This window comes from Methylobacillus flagellatus KT (genome assembly GCF_000013705.1).
GTDB lineage: Bacteria > Pseudomonadota > Gammaproteobacteria > Burkholderiales > Methylophilaceae > Methylobacillus > Methylobacillus flagellatus.
The window spans coordinates 1,202,959-1,224,439 of the sequence record NC_007947.1 but is presented as its reverse complement, the minus strand read 5'-3'; the positions used below and the strand labels follow the sequence as shown (position 1 = coordinate 1,224,439).

The following is a 21,481-nucleotide window of genomic DNA, read 5'->3' as shown; positions in this document are numbered from 1 at the left end:
AATATAACAAACATAGCAGACATGACAAAACAAAACGATTTTCCAGCGATACTCCGCGCCACCCGTGCGGCCCTCAACCTGACTCAGGAGCAGCTCGCCGAGCGCCTGGGTGTCTCCTTTGCCACGGTCAACCGATGGGAAGGCGGCGGTAATAAGCCCCAGCGTGCCGCGCAGGAGACCATCCTCGCGCTGGCGCGAGAGGCCGGGGTCGAGGGTGCTGAAAGCCCCCGGCCTGCTGAAGCAGCTGCTCAGGTGACCCGGCGTCGCACTGGGCGGGTGGCGGTTGCGCCCACCACCAAGCCGATGGAGCAGATGCTCTGGGACGCCGCCTGCTCGATCCGGGGCGAAAAGGATGCGGCCAAGTTCAAGGATTACCTGCTGCCGCTGCTCTTCCTTAAGCGGTTGTCCGACGTTTTTGACGACGAGATCGAGCGGCTGGCCGAGGAGTATGGCGACCGAGCCACCGCCCTGGAGATTGCCGAGTCGGACCACTCGCTGCTGCGTTTCTACCTTCCACCGGAGGCCCGTTGGGCGGTGATCAGCGGGCGTGAATCGTTCGACTGGCCGCTCGATGACCGTGGTCGTCCGACCGCGCCCCGGGACATCGGCGAGCACCTGACCAAAGCAGTGCGCGCCGTGGTCAAGCAGAACCCGACGCTCTCCGGCGTGATCGACGTGGTGGATTTCGCCGCCGAGCGCAACGGCGAGCGGGACATCAACCCGGCCAAGCTGCGCGGCGTGGTCGAAACCTTCTCTGACCCGCGCTATCGCCTCGGCCTCGCCGACGTGCAGCCCGACTTCCTTGGCCGCGCCTACGAATACCTGCTGCGCAAGTTCGCCGAAGGCTCCGGCCAGAGTGCGGGCGAGTTCTTCACGCCGACTGAGGTCGGCTTCTTGATGGCGCACATCCTGCGGCCCAAGCCCGGTGAGACCTGCCACGACTACGCCTGCGGCTCGGCGGGGCTGCTGATCAAGCTCCAGCTCGTCGCCCGCGAACTCGACCCCACCAGCCGCGTGCCGCTCAAGCTTTCGGGCCAGGAGCTACAGGCCGAGAGTTACGCCGTGGCGCAGATGAACGCCATCATCCACGACATGGAGGTGGAGCTGGCGCGCGGCGACACCATGATCAACCCCAAGTTTCGCGAGGCCAGCGGCAAGATTCGCGGGCACGACATCGTGGTGGCCAACCCCATGTGGAATCAGCCGTTCGCGGCGGACCTGTTCGCCAACGATCCGTTCGACCGCTTCCGCACAGCGGGTGGCATCACCAGCGGCAAGGGAGACTGGGCCTGGCTGCAGCATACGCTGGCCTGCATGAACGACCACGGGCGCGCCGCGGTGGTGCTGGACACCGGTGCCGTCACGCGCGGTTCCGGCTCCAAGAACGAGGACAAGGAACGCACCATCCGCAAATGGTTCGTCGAGCAGGATTTGATCGACGGCGTGATCCTGCTGCCGGAGAACCTCTTCTACAACACCACCGCCGCCGGCGTCATCGTCGTGCTCTCCAGGCGCAAGCCCGCCGCGCGCAAGGGCAAGATCGTCCTGCTCAACGCCAGTCGCCGCTTCAAGAAGGGCCGGCCCAAGAACTACCTGCCGGAGGAAGACATCCGGCCGCTGGCGGCGATGTACCTCAAGGGCGAGCCGGTGGAGGGCGAGCTTGCGGTCATCACCACCGAGCAAGCGCGGGAGGCGGATTACAACCTGAGTCCGAGTCGGTGGGTGGGGCAGAACGGCGACGCGGAAATCGGCTCGATTCCTAATCTCCTTAGAGCACTCGAACAGCTCAACGAAGAGGATGCCAGCTTGACATCCGGCCTGCTGCAACTGCTGCGCCCTTTGGCAAAGACGGGGGACGCATGACAGTCGAATCGTGGGCCACCGAATCGGTCGCTGATTGCCTTGTCCCGGTATCGGTCACAGGCAAGGCCAAGATTCAATCCCGGGACTACAAGCCGTCTGGTCGTTTCCCAGTCATCGACCAAGGGCAAGAGCCGATTGCAGGCTGGACCGATGACGAAAGCGCCGTCATCGACACACCGCTTCCGTTGATCGTTTTCGGTGACCACACGCGTGTATTCAAGTTTCTAGATACGCCGTTTGCGCGCGGCGCGGACGGAACCCAACTGTTACGCCCGAAGCCAGGCATCGACCCGCTATTCTTTTTCTACGCCTGCCGTGCGGTTGACTTGCCCGCGCGTGGCTACAACCGACACTTCACCATCCTCAAGGAGAAGGAGATTTCTTATCCGTCAAGCGACGGAGAGCAGAAAGCGATCGCCGCCGTGTTGCGTCAAACCGAATCGGCGCTGGTTCAGCAGTCGTCGCTGCTGGACATGCTGCAAGAACTCAAGCGCGCGACATTGGGCGAGCTATTCAGTCGTGGCCTGCGAGCAGAAGCACAAAAGGAGACTGAGATCGGGCTGATGCCAGAAAGCTGGAGCCCGCGAACGATCCTCGAACTCTGCGAAATCTGGAGCGGTGGAACGCCTCGAAAGTCAGTGACGGAGTATTGGAATGGCGACATCCCTTGGGTGTCAGGCAAGGATCTGAAGCGTCCGGCACTCGATGACGCTATCGATCATGTGTCGGCTGCAGGTGTGGAGGCGGGAAGCCGTCTTGCGCCTGAGGGCGCTGTTCTTCTTCTGGTTCGTGGTATGGGTCTGGCGAAAGACCTCCCGGTCGCGGTGATCAACCGAGCGATGGCTTTCAACCAGGACGTCAAAGCCCTGGTGACGCGTGGGGAATACTCCGGGCAGTTCTTACGATCCGCAATCTATGCCGGTAAAGAGAGGCTGCTTAGCCAGATCGTTCCATCAGCGCACGGAACGATGACATTGAATCTGAACGATGTGGAGACCTTCAAGGTTGCTTGCCCGAGCGATCCGGACGAGGCCAAGGACATCGTGACCATACTCCATACCCTCGACCGAAAGATCGACCTACACCAGACGAAGTGCGAAGTGTTGGAGGAACTCTTCGAATCTCTGCTGCGCAAACTGATGACTGGCGAGATAGCCGTATCGGATCTGGATCTGTCGGCGCTGTCCCCGGCCTCGACGCAACACGAGGAGGCCACGGCATGAGTACGCTCAAGATCAGCGAAGCGGGCACAGTGCAGTTCCCGATGGTGAAGCACGCGGTAGAGATCGGCTGGACGGCAATTACGCCGGATGATGCACGCGCGAAGCGAGGCGGTGAGGCAGGAGCTTTCTTCCGCGACGTACTGGAAGCCAAACTCGCCGCGTTCAACCCCTGGATGTCCGCCGACGCCGTGCGCTCGGTGGTGGAAACCCTGGACGCGCTGCCGGCCACCATCGAGGGCAACCGCGAGCTGCTGGCCTGGCTGCGCGGCGAACGCCAGTGGTACGACGAGACCGAGAAGCGCCATCGACCAGTGACGGTGATCGACTTCGAGCACGTGGCGGATAACGTCTTCCATGTGACCTGGGAGTGGAAGATCAAGCCGCCCGCGCGCAAGGGCAACCGGGCCGACGTGATGTTCGTCGTCAACGGCGTGCCGGTGGTCATCGTCGAGCACAAGAACCCGAAGGACGGCGACGCCATCGAGCGCGCCATCAAGCAGCTGCGCCGCTACGAGCTCGAAACGCCGGAGCTGCTGGCGACGGCCCAGTTGTTCAACGTGACGCACCTGCTCGATTACTGGTACGGCGTGACCTGGAACGCCAACCGGCGCGACATGGCGCGCTGGAAACAGGCGCCGGAGGAAACCTACCGCTTTGCGGTGCAAGCCTTCTTCGAGCCGACCGACTTCCTGCGCACCCTGCGGCACTGGATCTTGTTCTACGTGCAGGACGGCGAGACGCGCAAGTCGGTGCTGCGCCAGCACCAGCGGCGCGCCTGTGAGGCCATCCTGAACCGCTGCGCCGACCCGACGAAGACACGTGGCCTCATCTGGCACACCCAGGGCTCGGGCAAGACCTTCACCCTGCTGACCGCCGCTCGCCTGATCCTGGAGGACAAGGCGCGCTTCGCCAACGCAACGGTGGTGCTGGTGGTGGACCGCACCGAGCTGGAAGGTCAGTTGAAGGGCTGGGTCGAGCGCCTGCTCGGCGAGATGCAGAGCCAGGACATCGCGGTCCGGCGGGCCAACAACAAGGCCGAACTTCAGTCCCTGCTGGACGCCGACTTTCGCGGCCTGATTATCTCGATGATCCACAAGTTCGAGGCCATCCGCAAAGACAGCTGCCTGCGCGACAACGTCTACGTGTTCATCGACGAAGCGCACCGGTCGGTCGCCAAGGACCTCGGCACCTATCTGATGGCGGCCGTGCCGAAGGCCACCATCATCGGTTTCACCGGCACGCCGATTGCGCGCACGTCGCAAGGCGAAGGTACGTTCAAGATCTTCGGCCGGGAGGACGAACAGGGCTACCTGGACAAGTACTCGATCAAGGAGTCCATCGAGGACGAGACCACCCTGCCGATCAAACACGTGATGGCGCCCAGCGAGATGACGGTGCCGGCCGAACGGCTGGACAAGGAGTTCTTCGCGCTGGCCGAGGGCGAGGGCGTGACCGATGTCGAGGAACTGAACAAGGTGCTCGACCGCGCGGTCGGCCTGCGCACCTTCCTCACGGCCGACGACCGGATCGAGAAGGTTTCGGCCTTCATCGCCGAGCACTTCAAGGAGAACGTGCTGCCCTTGGGCTACAAGGCCTTCGTGGTGGCGGTGAACCGCGAGGCCTGTGCCAAGTACAAGAAGGCGCTGGACAAGCATCTGCCACCCGAGTGGAGCGCGCCGGTCTACACCGAGAACTCCGCCGATGTGGTGGATCGGCCGCTGGTGGCCGAGTTGCAGCTCTCAGACGACGCCGAAGAGCAGGTGCGCTTGCTGTTCAAGAAGCCCACCGAGAACCCGAAGATCCTGATCGTCACTGACAAGCTACTCACGGGCTACGACGCGCCGCCGCTTTACTGCTTGTACCTCGACAAGCCGATGCGCGACCATGTCCTGCTGCAGTCGATTGCACGGGTGAACCGGCCTTATGTAGACGCGAACGGTGTGCAGAAGCGCGTCGGCTTGGTGGTCGACTTTGTCGGTGTGCTGCGCGAGCTAAAAAAGGCGCTGCAGTTCGATTCCAGCGACGTCAGCGGCGTGATTGAGGACCTCGACGTGCTGCTGCAGGACTTCCTGCAACGCATCGAGCAGGCCAAGAAGGACTACCTGGAGTCAGACGCCGGCGGCACCCCCGACGAGCGGCTGGAGCGCCTGGTGTTCGGACGCTTCCTGACGCCCGAGGCGCGTAAGACCTTCTTCGAGAGCTACAAGGAGGTCGAGGCGCTGTGGGAGATCCTCTCGCCCGACCCGGCGCTGCGTGACCACATCGCGACCTACAAGCAGCTCAGTCAGCTCTATGCGGCCGTGCGCAATGCTTACGCCGAAAAAGTCGGGTTCGTGGCTGACCTGGCCTACAAGACGCGGCGTCTGATCGAGGAAAGCGCCGAGCAACATGGTCTTGGACGATTGACCAAGACCGTGACCTTTGATGTGGCGACCCTGAAGTCATTGCGCAGTGAGGATGGGACCGATGAGGGCAAAGTGTTCAACCTTGTGCGCGGTCTGCAGCACGAGATTGACGAGGACCCTGCCGCAGCACCGGTGCTGCAACCGCTGAAAGATCGTGCCGAGCGCATCCTGAAGGATCTGGAAGAGCGCAAGACGACCGGTCTGGCGGCGATGGACCAACTGGCGGCGTTGGCTGCCGAGAAGGAAGCGGCCATGAAGGCGGCGCGCGACAGCGGCCTGTCTGCTCGTGCCTTTGCAGTCGCCTGGGTACTGCGTGAGGATGCGGCCGTCAAGGCAGCGGGCATCGACCCCATGACACTGGCCAAGGATGCCGAAGAGTTGCTCGGGCGTTTCCCGAATGCCTCGGTCAACGCCGACGAGCAGCGACGGCTCCGTGCGTCGCTCTACAAGCCCCTCCTCGCGCTGGCGCAGGACGAGCGGGCACGGGTCGTCGATCTCGTTGTGCGTTTGCTGCTCACGGAGGGTGGCGAATGAAATCGTCCCTGTACCCGGCGCAGGACTTGCGACGCCGCGCACTGGCCTGGGCGGTCAAGTTGAAGGTGAATCCCCGCGTGGTTCGGGTGCAGGAGATGCGCAGGAAGTGGGGTTCCTGTTCATCGGCGGGAACCGTCACCTTGGCCACTGACTTGCTCGACCAGGATGAGCCTTTCCAGGATTACGTCATCGTTCATGAACTGCTTCATCTGCGTTACGCGAACCACGGGAGGATGTTCAAGGCGCTGATGAGTGCACATGTCCCGGGTTGGCGCACGATCGAGCAACGCCAGATAGGCGATGCAGATGGCGCATCCGTTGAGCGGCTCTCCCGCAAACCGAGCGGTCATGCCCGATGACGATGCAATAACAAAAGGATCTGCTGCAATGCGCTTCATCGCCGGCCCGCTCAACAAACAACTGCTACAAAACCTGCTGGGCGAGGTGATTGAATCCTGCACGCGCGTTCGCGCGGCCGTCGCTTACGCCAGCCGCGACAACATGAAGTTGTTCGAGGCCTGCGCGCAGCACCTGAAGCCCCTGGAGTTCTTTGGCCGCTACGACCACACGGTGGCTGTCGATCCCGCCGTTTTGAAGTGGTTTCTGGATAAGGCCAGCCCGAACTACGACTGCAAGCTCGTGCCCGACATCCTGCACGCCAAGATCATCTGGTGGGTGGATGCCGGTGCCTACATCGGGTCTGCCAACCTGTCTGACCGGGCCTGGATATCGAACATCGAAGCGGGCACCTTTCTGCCCCACGACGAACTCGTCGAAACGGGTATGGAGCGTGAGCTGCAGCGCTTCTTTGAGGAAGTGGATGACCGTGCCCGGCCTCTGACCAAGGAGATCTACCAGGAGCAGCTGCGCTTGGCGGACCGGCGGTCTGAGTTGTCGAAGCGCGAATACGGACTTGAGCAGCAGTTCGACAAGGACCGCTTGCTGCCGAAGAACCACGGTCTGGTGTTTGTCGACACGAAGCGATCGTCTGAGAAGCGCTTCCAGAAGTTCGAGCAGGACTGGAACGACACGCTGCAGGTGATGCGATCCATCGCGTCCAGGGTTGCGGCACCGGGTGCCAAGCCCGCCTGGATCGATGCGTCGGTGGCTCCCGGCGTTCAAGCGGATCAGTTCCTGCACGCCTATTACTACAAGCAGGTCAAGGATGGAAACCGTCATCCTTACGAGGAGTTCTTCGACAGGAACTCGAAGAACCCTGAGCTGGCGCTGCGCGACGCGCTGGAGTGGTGGCATGACGCCGACTTCGACCACTCGTTTGAAGAACGCACCATTTACGAGTGGTCGCCCCGGCTGCGTGAGCTGCTGGCACGCGATCGCATTCTCAAATTGACCGAGCAGGAGTTCGTGGATGCCGTTTCCCGGGTGCACGCGATCCGAGACCACGCCATCAAGCAGGAAAACGAGCACTTAGGCTTGCCCGACCGACCGCAGGCCGGCGACGACAAGGTGGAAAAGTTCGGCGAGTGGCTCTGGCGGCAGCGATCTCGCGAAGGGCGGACGGTGCTTGAGCTGTTGAACTACGTCGTCTGGGGCAACGGAAGTGTTTCAGCCCGGCTCTGGAACGCGATCCGCAGCGACGACTGGGCAATTCCACACATTGGTCTGAGCAGCCTCGGGGAAATTGTCGGCTGGGCGCGCCCAGACGAGTATCCACCAAGGAACATGCGGACGAGCAAGGGGCTGCGGGCGCTCGGTTACAACGTGAGGATCGGTGTTTGATCTGCGGCCGTGGGCGGCGCCCGCAAGGTCCCGATCAACCCACCGTCCCCTGCGCCGGACCGGCCCGCCCTGGCATACCGTCCTTGAAGATTTGAGTCACATCAATCGGCCAGCAAATCGCTGGGTGTTGGCTCTTGACTTTCTGCATGTTAGGCGCAAAATATTGCAAAGTCTTGCAAGAACTTCCTCGAGCGAGGCTGCACGAAGACGGAACTTGTGGGGGGGGTATGACAGCGCGCCAGCAGGCGATCTTCACACTCGACGAGTTGGCTACCTACTTAAAGGTCGGCAAGCGGACGCTTTACCGGCTCGCCGCGCACGGGGAAATTCCGGCCTTCAAGCTCGGCGGGACGTGGCGGTTTCGTCAAAGTGAAATCGATCAATGGATCAATGATCAGATCCAAGCAGGCAGAAAGAAGGAGGTGATACGCACAGATGAGCAGCCGAAGTCAGCGAAACATCCCGTGTTGCCTGGGCGCGCTATCCATAGCCGCAGGCAAACGGATTGAGTGAGTCTTCAATTGATTTCTGGAGGTATGACATGGACATTGATTTCAAGAAATTGGCTCCCTGGAACTGGTTCAAAAAGGAGCAGGAAGAACAACAGAGCACTGTCTCGCTGCCGGTGCAGCGCAATGACCTGCCGGTGGCGGGTGGGCCCGTCAGTCCCATCCTGCAATTGCATCGCGAGATCGATCGCCTGTTCGACGACGCGTTTCGAGGCTTCGGTTTCCCGACGCTGGCCATGCCACGCTGGCCGTCGGAGTGGCCGGGCCTGCTGAAACCGGCGCTGGACATCCAGGAAACCGACAAGCAGTACAAGATTTCTTTGGAGGTTCCCGGCGTAGAGGAAAAGGACATCCAGATCACGCTCGACAACGACGTGCTGCTGGTGCGCGGTGAAAAGCGTCAGGAGCAGGAAAGCAAAGACGGTGGTTTCCACCGGGTGGAGCGCTCCTACGGCAGCTTTCAGCGCGCTCTGAACCTGCCGGCCGATGCCAACCAGGACACGATCAAGGCCGCTTTCAAGAACGGCGTGCTCACGATCACGATGGAAAAGCGCGAGGCCAGTACGCCCAAGCAGGGGCGCTCGATCCCGATCAACGGCTGACGCCGATCGGCTCGTCCTCCGAAAAAACCAGGTGAAGGTCGAGGCGCCGTGACCTTCGGCGCCTCGTCAAATCAGTCCTCTCAAGGAGCATCAGCATGGTCAGAAAACAATGCCAAGTCTGCGGCCAGCCCGCCACGGTGCGGGTGGAAGCCAATCTCAATGGTCGCCACAGCACCATGCTGTTGTGTGACGATCACTATCGCCAACTGGTGCGCCAGCAAAAGCGCACCGTCTCACCGCTGGAAGCCTTGTTCGGCTCGCGCAGCGGGCTGTTCGAAGACTTCCTTGGCAGCGACTTCTTCCGCATCGGTGACGACGCGCGGTCCATGGCGGCCGATACCGACGAGGTGGTCGATGCCTCGTTCGGCGAACCCGCCCCGGCCGGTACGGGCACCTCGCGCCGTCGCGGCAGTGGGCTCGCCAGCCGTATCAGCGAACAGTCCGAGGCCCTATTGCAGGAGGCCGCCCGACACGCTGCAGAGTTCGGGCGCGCCGAAGTCGATACCGAACACCTGCTGCTGGCGCTATCCGACAGCGACGTGGTCAAGACCATCCTGGGGCAGTTCAAGATCAAGGTCGATGACCTCAAGCGCCAGATCGAATCCGAAGCCAAGCGCGGCGATAAGCCGTTCGAGGGCGAGATCGGCGTGTCGCCCCGGGTCAAGGACGCGCTCAGCCGTGCTTTCGTGGCCTCCAACGAACTCGGCCACTCTTATGTCGGGCCAGAGCATTTCCTGATCGGGCTCGCCGAGGAAGGCGAAGGTTTGGCGGCCAACCTGCTGCGCCGTTACGGCCTCACGCCGCAAGCGCTGCGCCAGCAGGTAAGCAAGGTGGTCGGCAAAGGGGCCGAGGATGGCCGCGCCTCGACGCCGACCAACACGCCGGAACTCGACAAGTATTCGCGCGACCTCACCAAGATGGCGCGCGAGGGCAAGCTCGATCCGGTCATCGGCCGCGCGCAGGAGATCGAGACGACCATCGAAGTGCTGGCCCGGCGCAAGAAGAACAACCCGGTGCTGATCGGCGAGCCCGGCGTCGGCAAGACCGCCATCGTCGAAGGGCTGGCGCAGCGCATGGTCGCCGGCGAAGTGCCCGAGACGCTGCGCGACAAGCGTCTGGTCGAACTCAACATCAACGCCATGGTGGCCGGCGCCAAGTACCGCGGCGAGTTCGAGGAGCGCGTGCAGAAGGTGCTCAAGGAAGTGACCGAGCACCAGGGCGAGCTGATTCTCTTCATCGACGAGGTGCACACCATCGTCGGTGCAGGCCAGGGTGGCGGCGAAGGCGGGCTGGACGTGGCCAACGTGTTCAAGCCGATGATGGCGCGCGGCGAACTGAACCTGATCGGCGCTACCACGCTCAACGAGTATCAGAAGTACATCGAGAAGGACGCCGCGCTGGAGCGTCGCTTCCAGCCGGTGATGGTGCCCGAGCCGACGGTAGCGCAGACCATGATGATCCTGCGCGGCCTGCGCGACACCTTCGAGGCGCACCACAAGGTCAGCATCACCGAGGATGCGATCATCGCCGCCGCCGAGTTGTCGGACCGCTACATCACCGCGCGCTTTTTGCCTGACAAGGCCATCGACCTGCTCGACCAGGCGGCCGCACGCGTGAAGCTGTCGGCCACGGCGCGCCCGGTGGCGGTGCAAGAGCTGGAGTCCGAACTGCACCAGCTGCGGCGTGAGCAGGACTATGTGGCGGCACGCAAGCAGTACGACAAGGCTGCTGAACTTGGCAAGCGCATCGAGGCCAAGGAAGCCGAACTCAAGAAGCTCGTCGAGGAATGGGAACGCGAGCGCGCCTCGGGCAGCGCCGAAGTCAAGGCCGAGCATGTCGCGCAGATCGTCTCGCGCCTGACCGGCATTCCGGTCAACGAGCTGACGGTGGAAGAACGCGAGAAGCTGCTGCATCTGGAGCAGCGGCTGCACGAGCGCCTGGTGGGCCAGGACGAAGCGGTGCGCGCGGTGGCCGATGCCGTGCGGTTGTCGCGCGCGGGCCTGCGCGAAGGCAGCAAGCCGGTGGCGACTTTCCTGTTCCTTGGGCCGACCGGCGTGGGCAAGACCGAGCTCGCCAAGGCGCTGGCCGAGTCCATCTATGGCGATGAAGGTGCGCTGCTGCGCATCGACATGTCCGAGTACGGGGAACGCCATACCGTGGCACGCCTGGTGGGGGCGCCTCCGGGTTATGTGGGCTACGACGAGGGCGGCCAGCTCACCGAGAAGGTGCGGCGCAAACCCTACAGCGTGTTGCTGCTGGACGAGATCGAGAAGGCTCACCCCGACGTCTACAACATCCTGCTGCAGGTGTTCGACGACGGGCGGCTCACCGACGGCAAGGGCCGGGTGGTGGATTTCACCAATACCATCATCATCGCCACCTCGAACTTGGGCTCGGACATCATCCAGCGTCGGCTGAAGGCCCGTGGCGCCGCCGGCGAGGAATACGAGAAGACCAAGGCCGAGGTGATGGACGTGCTGCGCGGACACTTCCGCCCCGAGTTCCTCAACCGCATCGACGAGATCATCGTCTTCCATGCGCTGGGCAAGGAGGAGATCCGCCATATCGTCGGCCTGCAGCTCGATCGTGTGGCCCGCAACGCCGCCAGCCAGGGCGTGACGCTGACCTTCGATCAGACCTTGATCGATCACTTCGCGGAGGAAGGCTACAAGCCCGAGTTCGGCGCGCGCGAGCTCAAGCGGCTGATCCGCAGCGAGCTGGAAACTGCTCTGGCGCGCGAGATGCTGGGTGGCGGCATCGGCAAGGGCGATCACGCCAGCGCCCGCTGGGATGACAAGGCCGAGCGGGTGATTTTCGAGCGCAAGGAGCCACCCGCGAGGCCGGCCGAGCCTGAGAAGCCCGATGCCGCGAACGTGGCCGAGACGCCGCCGAGCGACGCGAGCAAGCCTGCGCGCAAGAAGAAGTCAGCGGGCGGCGAATCTTGAGTCATGGGGAGGCTGTCGTGTCCGACCCCAACGTGCTGACATGGGCAGCCACCCTCGTGTCGCTGGCGGTCGCTATCCCCACAGCGGGGCACGCGGTCATCTACAAGCGTGACCCGCGCTCGGCCACGCTGTGGGTGCTGCTGATCGCTCTGTTGCCGCTGGGCGGTTCGCTGTTGTACTTGCTGTTCGGTATTAACCGCTACCAGCGGCGCGCGCGGCGGCTCTTCCCGGGGGCAGATCCTGCTGTTCAGCAGGACCTCGCGCCTACGATGCCCCAGGCCGTATCGGCGCCGTTTGCCGGCCTGGCGCACCTGGTGGGACGTGCCACCGGCCAGTCGCTGACCAGCGGCAACCGCATCGAGCCGCTCGTCGATGGCGAGCAGGCCTACCCGGCCATGCTCGCTGCCATCGAGTCGGCGCGGCACAGCGTCGCGCTGGCTTCGTACATCTTCGACAGCCAAGGCATCGGGGCGCAGTTCGTCGATGCGCTGCGCCGGGCTCATGAGCGCGGCGTGCAAGTGCGGGTGCTGATCGACGACGTCTATGCCCGCTGGAGGCCCCGCAGCGCTTACCGCGCCTTGCAACGCGCCGGCGTTCCGGCGGCGACGTTCAACCCGACGTTGATTCCCGCGCGCCTGCATGCCGCGCATCTGCGCAATCACCGCAAGCTGCTGGTGATCGATGGCGAGACGGGTTTCACCGGCGGCATGAACATCTTCAGCCCGTATTGGCGGCCCGATGCGCCGGAGCAGGCCTGTCACGATTTGCACTTTCGTCTGCGCGGGCCGGTGGTTGCGCATCTGATGCGGTGCTTCACCGATGATTGGTGCGATACCACGGGCGAGCGGCTCAGCAAGGGTTTCTGGGGCGAACCGCCCGCAACGGCTGATGAGCAAGGAACCTCTTGGGCGCGCGGCATCGAGGCCGGTCCCGATGAGGCCCTGGACAGGATGCGCTGGACCTTCATGGGCGCTTTGAGCGCGGCGAAGCATTCGGTGCGCATCTGGACACCTTACTTCGTGCCCGATCAGCCGATGATCGCGGCGCTGAGCACGGCCGCGTTGCGCGGCGTGCGCGTCGAGGTGCTGACGCCCGCAAACGGCGACCATCCCACGGTGCAATGGGCCGCGCGCGCCCACTACTGGCAGGTGCTGGAGCACGGTGTACGCATCTTCGAACGGCCTGGCCCGTTCGACCACAGCAAGCTGATGCTGATAGACGGCCAGTGGTGCTGCCTGGGTTCTGCCAATTGGGATGCGCGCAGCCTGCGCCTCAACTTCGAGTTCAATGTGGAGGTGTACGACACCGCGCTGTCTACGCGGCTGGAATCCCTTTTTGATGCCGCTCGTGATGCGTCGGGCGAGATATCGGCGAAGGCGTTGCGCGCCCGCCCGCTGGCCATCCGCTTGCGCGACGGGGTGGCCCGTCTGTTCACCCCCATTCTCTAGCGGCACGACTTGCGAGGAACATTGCCCATGGAAAAGAAAGATCAATGGAACATTGGCTACTGGATCGTCGCCGGCCTGTTGCTGCTGACGCTGCAGAACTACTGGCAGGCGGCCAAGACCGTCGAGCCCGTGCCCTACAGCGAATTCGAGAAGGCGCTGGCCGAGGGGCGCGTCGCCGAAGTGCTGGTGTCGGACCGCACGGTCACCGGGCGCCTGAAATCGCCGGACAGCCGGGGCAAGACCACCATCGTGGCCACCCGTGTCGAACCCGACCTGGCCGAGCGGCTGTCCAAGTACGACGTGCCCTATGCGCGGGTGGTGGAAAGCACCTGGCTGCGTGATGTGCTCTCCTGGATTCTGCCGGCGGTGGCCTTCTTCGGCGTCTGGTTCTTCCTGTTCCGCCGCTTCGCCGAGAAGCAGGGCATGGGTGGCTTCCTGAGCATCGGCAAGAGCCGTGCCAAGGTATTCATGGAGAAGAACACTGGCGTGACCTTTGCCGATGTCGCTGGCGTCGATGAAGCCAAGGCGGAGTTGGTTGAGATCGTCGATTTCCTGAAAAACCCGCAGGATTACGGCCGCCTCGGCGCGCGCATCCCGAAAGGTGTGTTGCTGGTTGGCCCGCCCGGCACGGGCAAGACCCTGCTGGCCAAGGCCGTGGCGGGCGAGGCCGGGGTACCGTTCTTTTCCATCTCAGGCTCGGAGTTCGTCGAGATGTTCGTCGGCGTGGGTGCAGCGCGCGTGCGCGACCTGTTCGAGCAGGCCCGCGGGCAGGCGCCGGCCATCATCTTCATCGACGAGCTCGATGCGCTGGGCCGCGCGCGCGGCATCGGCGGCCCCATCGGCGGCCATGACGAGCGCGAGCAGACCCTCAACCAGCTGCTCACGGAGATGGACGGCTTCGACAGCTCGGTCGGGCTGATCATCCTCGCCGCCACCAACCGCCCCGAAATCCTCGACCAGGCGCTGCTGCGCGCCGGTCGCTTCGACCGTCAGGTGCTGGTGGACCGGCCCGACAAGAAGGGACGGCTGGACATCCTGAAAGTCCACGTCAAGAAGGTGACGCTGGCTCAGGATATCGATCTCGAACAGGTGGCTGCGCTGACCACGGGCTTTTCGGGTGCAGACCTCGCGAACCTGGTCAACGAGGCCGCGCTGGCCGCGACCCGGCGCAAAGCGTCCGCCGTGGAGTTGCAGGATTTCACCGCCGCCATCGAGCGCATCGTGGCGGGCCTGGAGAAGAAGAACCGAGTGCTCAATCCCAAGGAGCGGGAAACCGTGGCCTATCACGAGATGGGCCATGCGCTGGTGGCGCTGGCGCTGCCCGGCACCGACCCCGTGCACAAGATCTCGATCATCCCGCGCGGCATCGGCGCGCTGGGCTACACGCTGCAACGCCCCACCGAAGACCGCTTCCTGATGACGCGCGCCGATCTGGAACACAAGATCGCCGTGCTGCTGGGCGGTCGTGCGGCCGAGAAGCTCGTGTTCGGCGAGCTGTCCACCGGGGCTGCCGATGACCTCGCACGGGCCACCGACATTGCCCGCGACATGATCACCCGCTTTGGCATGGACGAAGGACTGGGCTACATCGCCTTCGAGGCGCAGCGGCCCCGCTTTCTCGATACACCGGAACTGGCCCAAGGCGGCTGCCGGGTGGCCGAATCGACCCAGGCGCGCATCGATCAGGCCATCCGCGACATCGTGATGGGTGTGTTTGATCGTGCATACCGAATTCTCGAAATCAACCGAGAAGTGCTGGAGCGCTGTGCGCGCGAGCTGCTGGCGCGGGAAACGCTCGACGAAAGCGATATCCGTCAATTGACTCAAGGACTTGTTCGGAACTGAAAACTGTAGTAAGAGCCATTCAGAGTAAACCGACGGCTCTGTTCAGTGCGTCATCCAATTCGTCGGCATTGTTCAAGGAGAACCGATATGTCTGCATTGACTCCGTGGGACCCCTTCCGGGAACTGGATGAATTGCAAGACCGCCTGGCGACGATGTTGGGACGGACACCCCAGCGACAGGGCGCCCGTACCGGCAACGAAGCCATGACCACGGCGGACTGGGCGCCAATGGTGGACATCAGCGAGGATGAGAACGCATTCATCCTCAAACTGGATCTGCCGTAGGTCCCCAAGGATGCCGTGCGCGTCAGCGCGGAAAACGGCGTGCTCACCATCAGCGGCGAGCGCAAACTGGAAAAAGAGGAGCAGGGCAAGAAGTTCCACCGCATCGAACGTGCGTATGGCCGCTTTGTGCGCAGCTTTGTCTTGCCTGACAACGTTGATCCGACCAAGGTGACGGCTTCGATGAAAGACGGCGCGCTGGAAGTGCGGCTTGTCAAGGCCGAGCAAGCCAAACCGAAACAGATTGAAATCTCAGTCAACTAACTTTAATTAGGAGCCCAAGATCATGAATATCAAACAGCCCCAATCAACCTTCTCCGCACTTGCCCTGGCGGTCGTCGTCGGACTGAGCGGACCGGCTCTGGCCCAATCGGCGGCAGGTTCTAGCCCAGGTGCTGCAGCACCCTCTGCCGCATCCAAGGCGGCGCAGCCACAGGTAGATGACAGGTCGCCCGGGAAGCCGAAAAAAAGCGTGCTGAGCTCACTCAGGACGCCATCACGGCGCTCACCAAGACCCAGGAGGCTTTGACCCTCCTTGATGCAAAGAAGACCAAGGAGGCGCTCGCTGCGCTGGAACTGGCCAGCGGAAAGCTGGAACTGGTATTGGCACGCGACGCCAAACTTGCTTTGGCGCCGGTCGATGTACGCGTCATCACCCACGATATCCACGCCAACGTGGAATCGGTGAAGAAAGCGGTCAAGTTGTCTCGGGAGTTGTTGGGTGATGGCGAGGTGCAAAAGGCCCGGCCCATCGTCGCCAATCTGGCCAGCGAAATCGTGATCGAAACCGACAACCTGCCGATGGCAACGTACCCGGCTGCGATCAAGTCGGCCGCACGGCTCATCGACAGCGGCAAGATCGACAACGCCAAAGCGGAACTCGCCCGAGCACTGAACACGCTGGTGGTGACCTCGGTCGCCTTTCCTCTGCCCATGCTACGGGCCGAAGCCGCGATGGAAAAAGCTGAAAAGCTGGCCGAGACCGACAAGCGCGATGCCAAGCAGAACGAGGAGCTCAGCACCTTGCTGTCGTCCGTGCGCACGGAGATCGAGCTGGCGCAAATTCTGGGTTATGGCAAGAAGGAGGACTTCAAACCCATCTTCGATCAGGTGAAGTCCATTGAGCAAAAGTCGGCTGGTGGCAAAAGCGGCAAGGGATGGTTCGACGAGTTGAAGACGCGCCTCCAAAAGCTGTTTTGAGGTTATGATGGGGCCGACTGTTCGGTCGGTCAGTCTCGCGATGTTCGCAGTCAGCCCCAATAGATTCGCCTATTTTCACTAACTCATACGAGGCATATCACCATGAACGAGCAAACATCGAATCCCAATGCGACGGCCAAAGAAATAAACGAACAGGCCGCGGTAAGCAGCCTTCCTGTCAGTCCAGAGGCCAAGCCTGACGTCGTCACGGAGGTACAGCCTGAGGTTCAGAAAGAAACGGACTCGCAGGCGGCAGACAAACGTAAACAAGTCCTCGATGAGGCCGTCTCGGCCTTGGCGCTGACCAAATCAGCGCTGGCCGCACTTGACGGCAAGGACACTGCACGCGCAGTGGCAATGCTGGCCGAAGTGACGGGAAAGCTGGAGCTGATCGTCGCGCGCGAACCCACGCTCGCCCTGGCCCCCGTTGATGTGCGCACCATCGTGCACGACTTGTTCGCCAACACGGAAACCATTGAGGCGATGATCGACGAGGCGCTGGATGCCCTCAAACATGGCGAGGTGCAACAGGCACGTCACGTGCTGGCTTTGCTGGCCAGTGAAATCGTGATCGTGGTCACCAACATCCCTCTGGCGTCCTATCCCGCAGCCGTGAAGGCAGTCGTGCCGCTGATCGATCAGGGCAAGATCGAAGAAGCCAAAGCCGCGCTGCAGTCAGCGCTCAGCACGCTGGTCGAGGAGCGCAGCGTGCTTCCGCTGCCCGTCCTGCGTGCGAAGCTGCTCCTGAAGCGCGCCGAGCCCTTGGTAGAAGATGGTCAGCGGAGCGAAGCGTCCAATGAGCGCCTGGCGACATTATTGAACGAAGCGCGGCAGCAGTTGGAAATGGCAGAACTGCTGGGCTATGGAAAGAAGAAGGACTTTGAGCCCCTGTATGCTGAACTCAAGAAAGTCAAGCAAAAGACGGCTGGGGGAGGCGGCGGAAAAGGCTGGCTCGATGAAATCAAGGCAAAGCTGTCCAAGTTGTTCTGAAACCGCTGGATAGGGCGTAAGAGGGGCGCGTCGCGCCCCTCTCTTGGCTCAGGAATGTTTGCTTTTTCACCCCATTAGATCTTTAGGAGATATAGCATGAATATAGACACCATCACCGATTCCAGTGCGGATGAGCCCACCAAAACACTGTGTTCATTGACCGAAAATTGGTGGATTTTTGCGTTGCGCGGCGTCTTGGCATTGATTTTCGCAGCCCTTGCGTTCTGGATGCCACAATCGGCTCTGTTGGCCATGACCTTAGTGTTCGGCGCATTTTCCTTGGTCAATGGCGCTTTCAACTTGGTTGCAGCGGTGCGCCATATCCAGAAAAAAGAGCGCTGGGGCTGGCTGCTGTTCAGCGGCATTGTCGGCATACTTACCGGCGTCGTCGTCCTGGTTGCTCCTTGGGTCGCCACGATGGTCATGGCTTCTTTTTTATGGGCTAGCGTGGGGTTCTGGGCGATTTTCACCGGTGTGCTGGAGATATCCGCCGCCGTTCGGCTGCGTCAAGAAATCAAGGGTGAAATCTGGCTTGCCTTCAGTGGACTGCTCTCGATTGTCCTTGGCGCTATCGTCTTGTGGATATTTTTTTCCCGTCCGGTCGAGTCATTCCTGGCCGCAGGCTGGCTGTTGGGCTTCTATGCGGCAGTCTATGGTGTCACGCTTCTGCTCTTGAGTTGGCGTCTTCGCAAAACGCGCCAGGGATAAGAGCGGGTCAAACTAAATTCTATGGATATGAGCATTTTCGGTTCGTGCCTCCATAGAAATGACATCAAAGGAGTCATGCATGCAGATGCAATATAGCTATCGAGCTATCGACAAAGAGTTTCATGAACCATGGCAGAGAGCTTTGGGAAATGTGATCGAGCGCGACCTCAAGCCATTGCTCGACAAACACACTAAAGATTCAGTGCGACTTCAAATCGTCCTTGATCGCGACAAGACCAAGCGGCAATTTCTGGCCAGTGGCTATATGCACCTGCCCGGCAAAAAGATTGTCAGCGTTACTGCGTCACATGACGAGCTGACGCCCCTCGCGCAGACACTCGTACAGTCGATGTTCCGTCAGGCCAAGAAGCATTTTGACCGGCTGCATGCTCAGGACCAAATCAAGCGCAAAGCACGACGCGAGCGCTTGCGCGAGCTCAAGGTGCGGATTGCCGCAAAACCCGCGTCAGCCGCCCATGAGGCCAAAGTGACCCGAATGCCTCTACTGTCGAAACTTGAGGCTGTCGCAAGGCGTGAGCTGGCTTATCTGCGTGCCGTCGGCGATTTACCGCGCGATTATCCGACGCTGCGCGACGTGGTGGATGAAGCGATTGTCCAAGCTGAGGTGGAATGGCAATCCGTGCCGGAAGAAAAAGCGGCTTACTTCGGTCTTCTGAAGCATCTGTTCGCCGTCCTGGATCACGAAGTGGCAAACAGCCGGCAATTTGGCGAATTCGTTTCTCTGGACGCGCCGGTCGAAGCGGATGCCCAGGACGTCGCCGAGGCCATGGTGGAAGAGGAAGTCTTCGAATTTTATCAGCCCGATGACACACTCAGGCTGGCCGATATCATCGCTGACAGTCAGCATCCCGATGCCGCAACGATCGCGGAACAGGAGGAGCTAGTTGATCGGTCGAGCGAGTTCGCTTTTGCATTCGACCTGCTGAAGGACATGCCGCGTTTGTGGCGGCGCATTTTTCTGCTTATCCGTGTGGACGGGCTGGATGCCAGCAGCGTCTCTGAAATCCTGCTGATTCCTAGTAAGGAAGATGCTGTCCGAAGGTGGCTCATGCAGGCCGAAGCGTTCATCGCTGCTCATCTGGAAGAGGCCGGAGTAAGCAAAAACGGGAACGATTGGCTCCAAGGCGTTGATTGGTCGGCATTGTCTGTGACCCGAAGCGCGGCAGCCTCACTGTGGTCCAAGGAGGCGAACCATGAAGAATGATCTTCACCTCGTCTGTCCGCATTGCCAGTCCATCAACCGCGTGCCGACTGCGAAGCTATCGGAACATCCCAACTGCGGCCGCTGCCAGCAGCCCTTGTTCACGGGCGAGCCCATCGAGTTGACCACAGCGACCTTCGCCCGTCATCTGGAGCGCAGCGACCTGCCGCTGCTGGTTGACTTTTGGGCGCCGTGGTGTGGACCGTGCAAGATGATGGCGCCGCAGTTCGAGCAGGCAGCCTCCCTGCTTGAACCCAAGGTGAGGTTGGCCAAGGTAAATACCGAGGCCGAGCCTCACCTGGCCGCCCAGTTCGGTATTCGCAGCATTCCAACCCTGATTTTGTTCCGAGGGGGACATGAGGTTGCACGTCAGGCGGGCGCCATGGGCGCGCAGGACATTATGCGCTGGGTGGCTTCGCAATTGCCCCGATGATTCAGGTGCAATCGAGTCGTCTTCTCGGACTCCCCGTTCCATTAACGTTTCATTGAAAGAGAGAGCGCAACGCTTATGCATAAAGAATCTGGCCACACGGCCCTTGACGAGATACGCTCCCAGTGGCGGTTGATGACGGTTTACGAGCGCTTCGAGCAGGTCGTTGCCATCACGCTTTCGGGCGTCAGCGCGTTGGTCATTGTGATTTCGCTGATCCAGTTGATTCGGCTCGTCTTCACGCTGCTCGTCATGGATGCGCTGAATTCACTGGATCATAAGGTTTTCCAGCTGGTGTTCGGTGCCACCATGACGCTGCTGATCGCCATGGAATTCAAGCATTCGATCGTCAAAGTGGCTCTGCGCAAGGAAAGCATCATCCAGGTCAAGACCATCATTCTGATCGCGATCCTGGCACTGGCCCGCAAGTTCATCATCCTCGAACCCGACGTTGATCCTGCCAAAGTGGCCGCGCTGGCGGGGACGGTACTGGCCTTGGGTCTGACCTATTGGCTCATGCGTGAACGCGATGACCGCAAGAGCGAGTAATGGAGGCATGACCCCCTATGGTCTAGTCGGCCGACACAATGCCAGGTCGAGGCACCGCTGGCTCAATCGCTTTCAAACCGCGCTGCTGGTTTTGACCCTGGTGGGGATCGCGGCTGCCGCTGGCAGTCTGCTGTTCGGCGAGATTGGCCTTTGGCTGGCACTGGCAACATGCGCATTGACCCTGCTGATCGAACCTGTCGCCGCCTCCGCGATGACCTTGCGTCTGTATGGCGCCCGTCCCTTGCGCCCTGATGAAGCCCCCGCAATCTGGTCGTTGCTGCGAGCGCTCGCAGCTCGGGCAGGATTGCCGAACACGCCGGTTCCGTACTATGTGCCCAGCGACATCGTCAATGCCTTTGCCACCGGCTCCAGGCGCCTTGCCTCCATTGCCCTCACCGATGGCCTGCTCCGCAGCCTGAGTATGCGCGAACTGCAAGCCGTGCTGGCGCATGAAGTCGCGCACATCGCTCAAGAAGATCTTCGTGTCATGGGCTTGGCCGATTCGATCAGCCGGCTCACGAACCTGCTGGCGTTGTTGGGTCAGGTCGCGCTCCTGATCAGTATTCCAGTCTTGCTGGTCGGTGCAGCAGAAATTAACTGGATTGGCTTACTGTTGTTGGCCGCTTCGCCGCAACTGGCACTGCTCGCACAGTTGGGTCTGTCACGTGTGCGAGAGTTCGATGCCGACCGGATGGCAGTAGAGCTGACGGGAGATCCGCACGGGCTCGCCTCGGCGCTGGCGAAGATCGAGCGGGTGAGCCGCTCGTGGCGGGCCTGGTTGTTGCCCGGCTGGGGGAATCCCGAACCGTCCTGGTTGCGCACGCATCCGGCGACAGAGGATCGTATCGCGCGCCTGATGGCGTTGGCGCCTCAGCCATCGCAGGCCCTGCCGTTCCAAACGGAATATCTCGCGCCAAGGTCGTTCGCCCCGATGCGCCCGCCACGCCGGGGCCTGAGCGGCCTTTGGCGCTAAATCACTCGAAAGG

Annotated in this window: 16 protein-coding genes and 2 pseudogenes; all 18 read left to right on the top strand. The window is 61.8% G+C overall.

Annotated elements, in window-relative coordinates:
* Positions 1-21: 21 nt before the first annotated feature.
* Complete coding sequence (locus MFLA_RS06010) at positions 22-1,863, top strand: N-6 DNA methylase (RefSeq protein WP_048811583.1); 1,842 nt, start codon at positions 22-24, stop codon at positions 1,861-1,863.
* Positions 1,860-3,086: a restriction endonuclease subunit S gene (locus MFLA_RS06005; protein ID WP_011479398.1), complete on the top strand. Its 1,227-nt coding sequence runs from the start codon at positions 1,860-1,862 to the stop codon at positions 3,084-3,086. Before MFLA_RS06010 ends, MFLA_RS06005 begins: the two co-directional genes overlap by 4 nt.
* Positions 3,083-6,025, top strand: a complete 2,943-nt coding sequence (locus tag MFLA_RS06000) for a type I restriction endonuclease subunit R (RefSeq protein WP_011479397.1) — start codon at positions 3,083-3,085, stop codon at positions 6,023-6,025. Before MFLA_RS06005 ends, MFLA_RS06000 begins: the two co-directional genes overlap by 4 nt.
* Positions 6,022-6,384, top strand: a complete 363-nt coding sequence (locus tag MFLA_RS05995) for a M48 metallopeptidase family protein (protein ID WP_011479396.1) — start codon at positions 6,022-6,024, stop codon at positions 6,382-6,384. The genes MFLA_RS06000 and MFLA_RS05995 overlap by 4 nt, the downstream gene beginning before the upstream one ends.
* A 1,108-nt stretch (positions 6,385-7,492) precedes the next feature.
* Positions 7,493-7,765 carry a hypothetical protein gene (locus MFLA_RS14850; protein WP_211923503.1) on the top strand — a complete coding sequence of 91 codons (273 nt, stop codon included), beginning with the start codon at positions 7,493-7,495 and terminating at the stop codon, positions 7,763-7,765.
* Between the two features lie 227 nt (positions 7,766-7,992).
* Positions 7,993-8,274 carry a helix-turn-helix transcriptional regulator gene (locus MFLA_RS05985; protein ID WP_011479394.1) on the top strand — a complete coding sequence of 94 codons (282 nt, stop codon included), beginning with the start codon at positions 7,993-7,995 and terminating at the stop codon, positions 8,272-8,274.
* A 32-nt stretch (positions 8,275-8,306) separates the two neighbouring features.
* A complete protein-coding gene (locus MFLA_RS05980) occupies positions 8,307-8,876 on the top strand; it encodes an Hsp20/alpha crystallin family protein (protein ID WP_011479393.1) in 570 nt (189 codons plus the stop codon).
* Positions 8,877-8,971: 95 nt separating this feature from the next.
* Positions 8,972-11,821, top strand: a complete 2,850-nt coding sequence (gene clpK / locus MFLA_RS05975; protein WP_011479392.1) for a heat shock survival AAA family ATPase ClpK — start codon at positions 8,972-8,974, stop codon at positions 11,819-11,821.
* Positions 11,822-11,838: 17 nt separating this feature from the next.
* Positions 11,839-13,269, top strand: coding sequence for a cardiolipin synthase (gene cls, locus MFLA_RS05970; protein WP_011479391.1), 1,431 nt, complete (start codon positions 11,839-11,841; stop codon positions 13,267-13,269).
* 27 nt (positions 13,270-13,296) lie between these two features.
* A complete protein-coding gene (gene ftsH / locus MFLA_RS05965) occupies positions 13,297-15,114 on the top strand; it encodes an ATP-dependent zinc metalloprotease FtsH (protein WP_011479390.1) in 1,818 nt (605 codons plus the stop codon).
* Between the two features lie 87 nt (positions 15,115-15,201).
* Positions 15,202-15,660 (top strand): annotated as a pseudogene (gene hsp20-GI, locus MFLA_RS05960) (small heat shock protein sHSP20-GI).
* Positions 15,661-15,682: 22 nt separating this feature from the next.
* Positions 15,683-16,596: pseudogene (gene yfdX1, locus MFLA_RS05955) on the top strand (heat resistance protein YfdX1).
* 102 nt (positions 16,597-16,698) lie between these two features.
* The gene (yfdX2, locus tag MFLA_RS05950) at positions 16,699-17,586 is read left to right on the top strand and encodes a heat resistance protein YfdX2 (protein WP_011479386.1); all 888 of its coding nucleotides are present in this window, start codon (positions 16,699-16,701) and stop codon (positions 17,584-17,586) included.
* A 96-nt stretch (positions 17,587-17,682) separates the two neighbouring features.
* Positions 17,683-18,294, top strand: a complete 612-nt coding sequence (gene hdeD-GI / locus MFLA_RS05945; RefSeq protein WP_011479385.1) for a heat resistance membrane protein HdeD-GI — start codon at positions 17,683-17,685, stop codon at positions 18,292-18,294.
* Between the two features lie 79 nt (positions 18,295-18,373).
* Positions 18,374-19,519 (top strand): hypothetical protein, encoded by a 1,146-nt coding sequence (locus tag MFLA_RS05940; RefSeq protein ID WP_011479384.1) that lies wholly within the window; start codon positions 18,374-18,376, stop codon positions 19,517-19,519.
* Positions 19,509-19,949 carry a heat resistance system thioredoxin Trx-GI gene (trx-GI, locus tag MFLA_RS05935; protein WP_011479383.1) on the top strand — a complete coding sequence of 147 codons (441 nt, stop codon included), beginning with the start codon at positions 19,509-19,511 and terminating at the stop codon, positions 19,947-19,949. Before MFLA_RS05940 ends, trx-GI begins: the two co-directional genes overlap by 11 nt.
* A 75-nt stretch (positions 19,950-20,024) precedes the next feature.
* The gene (locus MFLA_RS05930; protein WP_011479382.1) at positions 20,025-20,495 is read left to right on the top strand and encodes a phosphate-starvation-inducible PsiE family protein; all 471 of its coding nucleotides are present in this window, start codon (positions 20,025-20,027) and stop codon (positions 20,493-20,495) included.
* Positions 20,496-20,502: 7 nt separating this feature from the next.
* Positions 20,503-21,468 (top strand): zinc metalloprotease HtpX, encoded by a 966-nt coding sequence (locus MFLA_RS05925; protein WP_048811582.1) that lies wholly within the window; start codon positions 20,503-20,505, stop codon positions 21,466-21,468.
* Positions 21,469-21,481 lie beyond the last annotated feature (13 nt).

Excerpts from the sequence above, each read along its gene's own strand:
- trx-GI (WP_011479383.1), top strand. The coding sequence starts at position 19,509 with ATGAAGAATGATCTTCACCTCGTCTGTCCGCATTGCCAGTCCATCAAC.
- hdeD-GI (WP_011479385.1), top strand. The coding sequence starts at position 17,683 with ATGAATATAGACACCATCACCGATTCCAGTGCGGATGAGCCCACCAAA.
- yfdX2 (WP_011479386.1), top strand. The coding sequence starts at position 16,699 with ATGAACGAGCAAACATCGAATCCCAATGCGACGGCCAAAGAAATAAAC.
- MFLA_RS06005 (WP_011479398.1), top strand. The coding sequence starts at position 1,860 with ATGACAGTCGAATCGTGGGCCACCGAATCGGTCGCTGATTGCCTTGTC.
- MFLA_RS06000 (WP_011479397.1), top strand. The coding sequence starts at position 3,083 with ATGAGTACGCTCAAGATCAGCGAAGCGGGCACAGTGCAGTTCCCGATG.
- MFLA_RS05940 (WP_011479384.1), top strand. The coding sequence starts at position 18,374 with ATGCAGATGCAATATAGCTATCGAGCTATCGACAAAGAGTTTCATGAA.
- MFLA_RS05925 (WP_048811582.1), top strand. The coding sequence starts at position 20,503 with ATGACCCCCTATGGTCTAGTCGGCCGACACAATGCCAGGTCGAGGCAC.
- MFLA_RS05995 (WP_011479396.1), top strand. The coding sequence starts at position 6,022 with ATGAAATCGTCCCTGTACCCGGCGCAGGACTTGCGACGCCGCGCACTG.
- MFLA_RS05930 (WP_011479382.1), top strand. The coding sequence starts at position 20,025 with ATGCATAAAGAATCTGGCCACACGGCCCTTGACGAGATACGCTCCCAG.
- MFLA_RS06010 (WP_048811583.1), top strand. The coding sequence starts at position 22 with ATGACAAAACAAAACGATTTTCCAGCGATACTCCGCGCCACCCGTGCG.
- ftsH (WP_011479390.1), top strand. The coding sequence starts at position 13,297 with ATGGAAAAGAAAGATCAATGGAACATTGGCTACTGGATCGTCGCCGGC.
- clpK (WP_011479392.1), top strand. The coding sequence starts at position 8,972 with ATGGTCAGAAAACAATGCCAAGTCTGCGGCCAGCCCGCCACGGTGCGG.
- MFLA_RS05980 (WP_011479393.1), top strand. The coding sequence starts at position 8,307 with ATGGACATTGATTTCAAGAAATTGGCTCCCTGGAACTGGTTCAAAAAG.
- MFLA_RS05985 (WP_011479394.1), top strand. The coding sequence starts at position 7,993 with ATGACAGCGCGCCAGCAGGCGATCTTCACACTCGACGAGTTGGCTACC.